Genomic DNA, 8,904 nt, shown 5'->3' with positions numbered 1-8,904 from the left:
GGATCTCACGAGATCTCCGCCCAATCACACGAGATCGCTACCCGATCACGCGAGTTCGCCGTTCGGGAGGTCAGTCCCAGTCGAGGGCGCCGCCGGACTGGTACTCGATGACGCGGGTCTCGAAGAAGTTCTTCTCCTTCTTGAGGTCCATCGCCTCCGACATCCACGGGAACGGGTTCTCGGTCTCACCGAAGATCGGGGCGAGGCCGATCTGCTGGGCGCGGCGGTCGGTGATGAAGTGCATGTACTGCTCGCACAGTTCGTGCGACAGCCCGAGCATGCCGCGCGGCATGGTGTCGCGGGCGTAGGCGACCTCGAGCTCGCACGCCTCCTGCAGCATCCCGCGCACCTCGGCCTGGAACTCCTCGGTCCACAGGTGCGGGTTCTCGATCTTGATCTGGTTGATGCAGTCGATGCCGAAGTTCAGGTGGATCGACTCGTCGCGCAGGATGTACTGGTACTGCTCGGCGATCCCGACCATCTTGTTCCGGCGGCCCAGCGAGAGGATCTGCGCGAAGCCGGTGTAGAACCACATGCCCTCGAAGATCACGTAGAACGCGACGAGGTCACGCAGGAACGCCTGGTCGGCCTCCGGCGTCCCGGTCTCGAAGTCCGGGTTCTCCAAATTCTGCGTGTACTTCAGCGCCCACGCGTCCTTGTCCGAAATGGACGGAACCTCGCGGTACATGTTGAACAGCTCGCCCTCGACGAGGCCGAGGCTTTCGCAGATGTACTGGAAGGTGTGCGTGTGCACGGCCTCCTCGAACGCCTGGCGCAGCAGGTACTGGCGGCACTCGGGGTTGGTGATCTGGCGGTACACGGCGAGCACGATGTTGTTGGCCACCAGCGACTCCGCGGTGGCGAAGAAGCCGAGGTTGCGCTTGAGCATCGTGCGCTCGTCCTCGGTCAGCCCGTCGGCCGACTTCCACAGCGCGATGTCGGCCTGCATCGCGACCTCGGTCGGCATCCAGTGGTTGTTGCAGCCGGCGAGGTACTTCTCCCACGCCCAGCGGTACTTCATCGGCAGCAGCTGGTTGACGTCGGCGCGGGCGTTGATCATCCGCTTGTCGTCGACGTTGATCCGGGCGGCGCCGACCTCGATCTCGCCGAGGCCGGTGGCGTCCGTGGTCTCCAGGTTGGTCACTTACGGCTCCAATGGGGGTTCGGGGGCAGGTCCGTGAATGCCACATCGAGAGACTCTGGGTCCCTCGATGTGGCATTCACGGACCACGCGGGGATTACTGGCAGGCTTCGCAGTCGGGGTCGTCGATGCGGCAGGCGGCACCCTCGGTGGCGACGAAGTCCACATCGGACACTTCCGGCATCTCCTTCGGCTCCGCCTGCACTGCCGGAGTCACCGGCACCGCGGCCTCAGGCGAGGGCGAAGGCGAAGGCGACACCGCCGGAACCGCGGCGGGGGCCGGGGTGGCCGAGACCGCGTTCAGCTTGCCGTCCGTGCCGCGCAGGGTGCTCTTCTCCACGTGCGTCGCGGACTGCGCCCGCAGGTAGTACGTGGTCTTGAGGCCCTTGTGCCACGCGTACCGGTACAGCTCGTCGAGCTTGCGGCCGCTCGGCGCCGCGATGTACAGGTTCAGCGACTGCGCCTGGTCGATCCACTTCTGCCGCCGGGAGGCGGCGTCCACCAGCCACTTCGACTCGATCTCGAACGCCGTGGCGTACAACGCCTTCAGGTCGTCCGGGACGCGGTCGATCTGGCCGAGGCTGCCGTCGAAGTACTTCAGGTCGCTCACCATGACCTCGTCCCACAGCCCGCGCTCCTTGAGCGAGCGGACCAGATGCGGGTTGACCACGGTGAAGTCGCCGGACATGTTCGACTTGACGTACAGGTTCTGGAACAGCGGCTCGATGGACTGCCCGACACCGCAGATGTTGGAGATCGTCGCGGTCGGCGCGATCGCCATCACGTTGGAGTTGCGCATGCCCACGGTCTTGACCCGCTCGCGCAGCGTTCCCCAGTCCAAAGTGGACGAGAGGTCGACGTCGAGCGCGTCGCCCTGGCGGGCGTCGATGAGCAGCCGCATCGAGTCGATCGGCAGGATTCCCTTGCTCCACAAGGAACCTTCGAAGCTCTGGTACTGCCCGCGCTCCTCGGCGAGGTTGGTCGAGGCCGAGATCGCGTAGTAGGAGATGTGCTCCATGCTCTCGTCGGCGAACCGCACCGCGGCTTCGGACGACAACGGAACGCCCAGCTCGAACAGCGCGTCCTGGAAGCCCATCAGGCCGAGGCCGACCGGGCGGTGACGCAGGTTCGAGCGGCGTGCCTCCGGTATCGTGTAGAAGTTGATGTCGATCACGTTGTCCAGCATGCGGACGGCGGTGCGCACGGTCTGCTCGAGCCGCTCGGTGTCCAAACCGGACGGAGTGACGTGCTTGAGCAGGTTGACCGAGCCCAGGTTGCAGACCGCGACCTCGTCGGTGCTGGTGTTCAGCGTGATCTCGGTGCACAGGTTCGACGAGTGCACGACGCCGATGTGCTGCTGGGGCGAGCGCAGGTTGCACGGGTCCTTGAAGGTGATCCACGGGTGCCCGGTCTCGAACAGCATGGTCAGCATGCGCCGCCACAGGTCGACCGCGCGAACCCGGCGGAACACCTTGATCTCGCCGCGGTCGGCGGCGGCCTCGTACTCGCGGTAGCGCTGCGCGAAAGCGTTCCCGTAGAGGTCGTGCAGGTCCGGGGTCTCGTTGGGGGAGAACAGGGTCCACTGCCCGTCGGCCTCGACACGGCGCAGGAACTCGTCCGGCACCCAGTTCGCGGTGTTCATGTCGTGCGTGCGCCGCCGGTCGTCGCCGGTGTTCTTGCGCAGGTCGAGGAACTCCTCGATGTCCACGTGCCAGGTCTCGAGGTACGCGCACGCCGCGCCCTTGCGCTTGCCGCCCTGGTTCACCGCGACCGCGGTGTCGTTGGCGATCTTGAGGAACGGCACGACGCCCTGCGACTGGCCGTTGGTGCCCTTGATGTGCGCGCCGAGGCCGCGGACCGGGGTCCAGTCGTTGCCGAGCCCGCCCGAGTACTTCGCCAGCAGCGCGTTGTTCTTGTACGCCTGGAAGATCGAGTCGAGGTCGTCGTCCACAGTGGTCAGGAAGCAGGACGACAGCTGCGGGCGCGTGGTGCCCGAGTTGAACAGCGTCGGCGTCGAAGCCATGAAGTGGAAGCTCGACAGCAGTTCGTAGAACTCGATCGCGCGGGCCTCGCGGTCGTCCTCGCGGATCGCCAGTCCCATCGCGACGCGCATGAAGAACGCCTGCGGCAGCTCGAAACGAACGCCGTCGTGGTGCTGGAAGTACCGGTCGTACAGCGTCTGCAGTCCGAGGAACCCGAAGTCGAGGTCACGCTCGGGCCGGATGGCCGCGGTGATCTTGTCCAGGTCGAAGGACGTCAGCTCGGCGTCGACCAGCTCCAGCTGGACGGCACGGCGCAGGTAGGCGCGGAAGTACGGCGCGTACTCGGTCGCCATCTCGTCCTGGCTGGCCTGGCGCGGCGCGCCGGCGAGGTAGCTCAGCGCCTCGCCGCGCAGCTTGTCCAGCAGCAGCCGGGCGGACACGTAGGAGTAGTTCGGTTCCTGCTCGACGAGCACGCGGGCGGCCATGATCTGCGCGAGCGCGAGCTCGTCGGCGCTGATGCCGTCGTAGAGATTGCGCTTGGTCTCGGCGAGCACCGGCTCGGCGGAGACGTCGTCCAGTCCGGCGACGGCTTCTCCCACAACGTGGGACACGCGCGCCCAGTCGAGGGGACGCAGCGAACCGTCGGCGCCCTTGACGGTGAGGGCGGCCTCGGCCGGGACCGGCGCGGTCGCTTGACGGGCCTTCGCGCGCTCCTCGCGGTAGAGGACGTACGCGCGGGCGACCTTGTGGTGCCCGCCGCGCATGAGCGCGAGCTCGACGAGGTCCTGGATCTGCTCGATGTGCAGGGCGGGCTCGGGGCCGGCGTGGCGCAGCAGCGAGGTCTCGACCTGCTCGGTCAGCTCGGCGACCACGTGGTGGACGCGCGAGGACGCGGCGGCGTCGTCACCCTCGACGGCGAGGAACGCCTTCGTCAGCGCGACCGAGATCTTGTTGGCGTCGAACTCCGACACATTGCCGTCGCGCCGGATCACCCGGACTCCGGCTGGCTTGTTGTCCGGAGAGGAGGGTGGGCGATGGCTGGTGTCGACTGACATGCATGACTCCCAAAGGGCGCGTCGGATCGGCGCATCGTCCCCCGGACGAAGCGCTGCTGGTCGGGCAAAGCGTTAGCCGGCAAGTACTCTGAGCGGACTCCCCGCCGCTGGGTGCTGTCGGTCCCCAGAGACTACATGTAGGGGTTGGGGGCCGCACGTGCCCCAATGGGTGGCGTGTCGCGCACTCACCCTGGCGGGTTAGGTGATCACTGAGAGCGCCCTGATCACCGGTCTGCGGGTCACTCCGCAGAGATCGTCAGCCGCCGAAGCGCAGGGTGAAACCGGCCAGTTTCGCGCTGGCTACCGGACGGTGCCCGGCGAGGTAGCCGAGCGGCCCCGCGGGGTTGATCTGCCAGTCCGAGGACGCCAGCCGGGCGCCCGCCTTCGACGCGACCGGGCTGCGCTTGAGCCGTTCGTCGAGGGTCTGGACCACCTCGAAGACAGCAGGGACGGAGAAGGGGAGACCGAGGCGCGGCGTGAACGCGGCGGTCGCGATCCAGTCGTCTTCGGTCGCCGCGGACCCGGTGAACGCGTGGCCGCCCGCGAACTCGAACGCGGCGAGATCCTTCGGGATGCCCCACAGCGCGCGCCCGCCTGCCAGCGACGTCGCGCTGTCGACCCAGATGCCGGTGATCGACGCGGCCGGGCGGCGGCCGTGCACGGCCACGGTCGCGAGCAGTTCGTGGTAGCTCAGCTGTCCCGGTGGCCGGTAGTCGATCCACGCGGTGACGACCGTCGCTCGCCCGCGCCAGACGAGGGGACGGGCTCCCTCGGGCAGGGCCGGAATCTCACTGACTGGGACGCGCCAGATGGACAGCCAGGCGTCCCCGGCGAGGTTCCACGGTTCGGGCGGATAGTCACTCATGGAGCCATGGCAGGTAGTCGGGGAGGTCCTTGTCGACGCGCATGGCGAACTCCGGTGGGCGTTTCTGCAGGAACGACACGACTCCCTCGACCGCGTCGGAGCTGTTGCCGAGGCCGCCGATCAGCCGGGAGTCGAGTTCGTGCACGGGGAACGGCGAAGGTGCGCTCGCCATCCGGTAGAGCAGCTGACGGGTGACCGCGACCGACACCGGCGCGGTGGTGGCGATGATCTCGCGCGCGAGCGCGTAGGCCTCGTCGAGCACGGTGTCCGCCGGGTACAGCCGGTGGACGAGCCCGGCCGAGAGCGCTTCCTCCGCACTGACGAGACGGCCGCTGATCATCCAGTCGAGCGCGGTGCCCATGCCGACGAGCCGGGGGAGGAACCACGCGGACGCGCCCTCGGGGTAGATCCCCCGCCGGGTGAACACGAACCCGAACCGGGAATCCTCGGCGGCGAGGCGGAAATCGCACGAAAGCGTGATGGTGATCCCGCCGCCGACGGCCGCTCCCCGCAACGCGGCGATGACCGGTTTGTTCATCGTGAAGATCCGCTTCGAGCACCGGCCGGCGGGCTCCTGCCACGCCGCGTCCGGCCCGGCCGCCGGGTCGAAGTCGAAGCCGCCCTGGGAAAGGTCCGCACCCACGGAGAAATCCTTGCCCGCGCCGGTGAGGACCACGACCCGGACGTCCTCGTCGCGGTCGGCCCGATCCATCGCGTCGCCGAGCTCGTCGGCCATCCGGATCGTGTAGCCGTTGCGGGCCTCCGGACGGTTCAGCGTCACGGTGGCGATCCGCTCGGAGACCGCGTAGGTGATGTCGGCGTAGTCGGCCATATCCCCGACAGTAAGCCAGCTCACCACTACTGGCAAGGTGTCAATAGTGTGTCCGAGGGCTTCTTCGGTGCCGTAGGCGTACTTTCCGCCCGGGGAACTGTCCCAGGTAGTGAAACGTCGGCACAGGTCAGAGGCCTCGCTACGTCCCAGCCGCAGTCTGGGACGGGCACGTGTTGCCCGGCGTGCCCGGCGTCGAGCACGCTCGAAACGTCGTGGGATATGCGGCAGCGATCCGGACACGGATCGCCGATCAGGGGAGGCACAAGATGACCCGTCGTTCCACCATCGCCACTGTTCTCGGCGCCGGCGCACTGACCGCCGGGATGCTCACCGGTACCGCGGGCCCGGCTTCGGCGACGCAGGTGAGTCCCATGGGTGACCACTGTTCGCGTCCGTTCTGCGGCACCCTCACCAACAACACCTCGCACAGCGTCAAGGTCTGCCGCAGCTGGGGAGCAGCCGGCTGGGACGGGGCCTATCAGCCCGCGGACAAGTGCAAGCGGAACAGCTACGGCTACGTGCTTCCCCACACGACATGGGGCGATCCCCAGAACGTCGATATCGACGCCTTCTACATCCCGCCCGGCACGGTCTACACCGGCGGCGACGGTGGCGGCAGCACCGGATGGTCGCACCAGAAGAGCGGCTGGTGGAAATTCAGCGATCTGACGCACATCTACATCAACTTCGAATTCCACTGAGGCGGACTCCGCAGGGCGCGCGGTTCGTCACCCGACGTTTTTTTTGCCCGGCCGGGTGGTGATGTCGAGCGTGTCGCCCGCGGTGATGGGGTAGTGGTTCCGGTCCCGCGGTCCCCCGGTGCGGGGGGACGGTTCCGCGGTCATCCGGGCGACACCCTTCGCCGTCCAGCGGATGGCGAACGGCCCGGCCGCGTTTTCGAAACGGCACTGCCACACACCGGCGGGAAGCCTCGCGGGAACGCCCTGCCCGCACGCGCGGATCCTGGCTCCGCGGAGCCAGCGGCGCAGTTGCTCCACGGCGAGCGCGGCGGGAGTGGGCGGGCCACCGTCGGGCTGCAGGACGACGGGGATCTTCGTGCCGCCCCAGTTGTAGAAGAAGACCCGCCGGTAGTGTGCGAACAGGCCTACGAGGTACTGCCGGACGGCGTGGTCGACGGCCTTGTCCGCCGGCAGCGGTTGCTGCAGGGGTACGTCGTAGCTGGTCCCGGTGTTCCAGATCGGCGGATGCACGCCGGCGCGGTGAAAGGCGTGGTCGATGTCGCCCGCCAGCCGCAGCATCGTTTCCGGCGGTTCGGCCGAGCCTGCCTGGTAGAGCTTGACACCCGCGACGTCGCAGTAGTCGTAGCCGCCCAGCGCGGCGAAGCGTTCGAGTGTCCGCTGCGCCGAAGAGTTCTGGAGCATGCCCATGGACGGGCACACCACAGTGGCGCCAGGGTCGGCGGCTTTGATGAGATCGTGGGCGCGGCGGGTCATCGCGAACAACGTTTCGACGCTGCCCGAATAGAAATGCGCGTCGTTGACCATGGCCCACACCTCGTAGCCGCCGATACGCCCGCGATAACGCTGGACCACGGCCTTCACGAACTCGTCCCAGTCATCGAGGACTTGCGGTGCCGAGGTCCGGGAACCGTCTTCGTAGAGTGTGCGCGGCCCGGCGGGGTCGGCCCAGGCCGGAGTGCCGCCGAAAGTGAACAGGCTGGACATCCCGGCGTTGCGAGCACCGTCCACCAGCCGGTCGAGCACGGACCAGTCGAAAACGTGCCTGCTGGGTTCGACGGTGGCCCAGCGGGTGTGGCTGTCCCAGAACCGGACGGAGTCCACCCCGAACGTCGGCATCGCGCCAGTCGAGGAATTCACGGTCACTCCGAACAGACCCGGATCCAGCGGAGTGGGGGTCTGCGCCCACATCGGCTCCGGCGGTTCCGGTAGTTCTGCTTCCACGGCCGCCGGAATCGGTGTCGTACTTCCGCGCACCAGCAGGAAAGTCGAAACCAGCACGGCCGCCAGCACGACGACTGCGATCCGCCGGGCACCGGGCCCAGGCCGGGGCGGTACGCGCTCGCCGCCTCCGATGCCGGGAAGCGCCGCCGGCGCTCGTGGTGGCCCGGCGGATGCCTGCTCACCGAGCGCGTTCGACCAGTATCTGTGTAATCGTGCCTTTGCCGTCCTGTCCGCGCCGCATGCCGTCGCTATCGATTCGAGGGTGGCGAAATCGGACGGAATGATCTCGGCGTTGCAATATCGGTGCGCCGACGACCGGCTCAGATGACAGGCCCGGCCGAGTTCCGCGTAGCTCAGACCCCGGGAACGCTTGAGTTCGCCCAGCAACCGGGCGAGTTCTTCCTTCGCCCCTGGCGGCGCCATAGACCCGCTCCCCTGATCGATGCCCTCGCGCAGTCCGAGAATGCCACACCGGGTCGGCGGGGACCACTCCGATGATCCGGCGCCCGTCCCATATCTTCGCCGTTCGCGCTGGTCAACGCGGTGGGACGGGCTGAGACGTCCCACTCTCGTTCCAGCCGGTGCCGTTCGCGGGCGAAGCGGATCACAGTGGTCCATGACGGCGAAAAGCCGGTTATCGAGGGAGGAACGATGCTGAAGAAGAGCACTATGATCGCGGCGCTCGTCCTGACCGTCATGGGGGGCACGACCGGGACAGCAGGGGCGACATCGGATTCGGTGCCCGCGACGAGCGATGTCCATCGCCCCTTCAAGATCCACGCGCCGCATACCGGTGGTTGGGCCGACGGCAACGTCTGGTGGCACTACGACGCGCGTCAGGGCCGTTCGTTCGTGTCGCTGAACAATCTGAACATCCACGACACCCGGTGCGACGCGCACTCGGTGACACTCTGGACCTCGCCGCCGTTCTCGGTGGCCAACGACCAGGGGTGCAACACGAACATGCACGTCAACAACGTGCAGATCCCCGGCGTCGATCCCAAGACCCAGACGTGGGTCATGGTCAAGCTCGGCCGGGTCAACCGCAATGACGAGGACTGGAGCGCGCCCACGATCGTTCGCCGGTAAACCGGGGCCGAAGAGCGC

Annotated in this window: 7 protein-coding genes; 2 read left to right on the top strand and 5 right to left on the bottom strand. The window is 67.6% G+C overall.

The genetic code is table 11. The features are described from left to right. Positions 1 to 70: 70 nt before the first annotated feature. From ACFWY9_RS13275 to ACFWY9_RS13260, 4 genes are all read right to left on the bottom strand, one after another. Positions 71 to 1,144 carry a ribonucleotide-diphosphate reductase subunit beta gene (locus ACFWY9_RS13275; RefSeq protein WP_378331480.1) on the bottom strand — a complete coding sequence of 358 codons (1,074 nt, stop codon included), beginning with the start codon at positions 1,142 to 1,144 and terminating at the stop codon, positions 71 to 73. Positions 1,145 to 1,238: 94 nt separating this feature from the next. Then, positions 1,239 to 4,178, bottom strand: a complete 2,940-nt coding sequence (locus ACFWY9_RS13270) for a ribonucleoside-diphosphate reductase subunit alpha (RefSeq protein ID WP_378338955.1) — start codon at positions 4,176 to 4,178, stop codon at positions 1,239 to 1,241. A gap of 256 nt (positions 4,179 to 4,434) precedes the next feature. After that, complete coding sequence (locus tag ACFWY9_RS13265; protein WP_378338954.1) at positions 4,435 to 5,043, bottom strand: acetoacetate decarboxylase family protein; 609 nt, start codon at positions 5,041 to 5,043, stop codon at positions 4,435 to 4,437. Further along, positions 5,036 to 5,875, bottom strand: coding sequence for an enoyl-CoA hydratase-related protein (locus tag ACFWY9_RS13260; RefSeq protein WP_378326211.1), 840 nt, complete (start codon positions 5,873 to 5,875; stop codon positions 5,036 to 5,038). Before ACFWY9_RS13260 ends, ACFWY9_RS13265 begins: the two co-directional genes overlap by 8 nt. Before the next feature lie 266 nt (positions 5,876 to 6,141). On the opposite strand from ACFWY9_RS13260, the gene ACFWY9_RS13255 reads away from it, so the two are divergent. After that, positions 6,142 to 6,576, top strand: coding sequence for a hypothetical protein (locus ACFWY9_RS13255; RefSeq protein WP_378338953.1), 435 nt, complete (start codon positions 6,142 to 6,144; stop codon positions 6,574 to 6,576). A gap of 27 nt (positions 6,577 to 6,603) precedes the next feature. Here ACFWY9_RS13255 and ACFWY9_RS13250 read toward each other — a convergent pair whose 3' ends face one another. After that, complete coding sequence (locus ACFWY9_RS13250) at positions 6,604 to 8,220, bottom strand: helix-turn-helix domain-containing protein (RefSeq protein ID WP_378338952.1); 1,617 nt, start codon at positions 8,218 to 8,220, stop codon at positions 6,604 to 6,606. Positions 8,221 to 8,448: 228 nt separating this feature from the next. Here ACFWY9_RS13250 and ACFWY9_RS13245 point away from each other — a divergent pair, with 228 nt between their 5' ends. Further along, positions 8,449 to 8,886, top strand: a complete 438-nt coding sequence (locus ACFWY9_RS13245; protein WP_378326208.1) for a hypothetical protein — start codon at positions 8,449 to 8,451, stop codon at positions 8,884 to 8,886. Positions 8,887 to 8,904: the final 18 nt, after the last annotated feature.

This window comes from Amycolatopsis sp. NPDC059027 (assembly GCF_042739735.1).
In the GTDB taxonomy this organism is placed as follows: domain Bacteria; phylum Actinomycetota; class Actinomycetes; order Mycobacteriales; family Pseudonocardiaceae; genus Amycolatopsis.
This window is presented reverse-complemented; position numbering and strand designations above follow the sequence as displayed.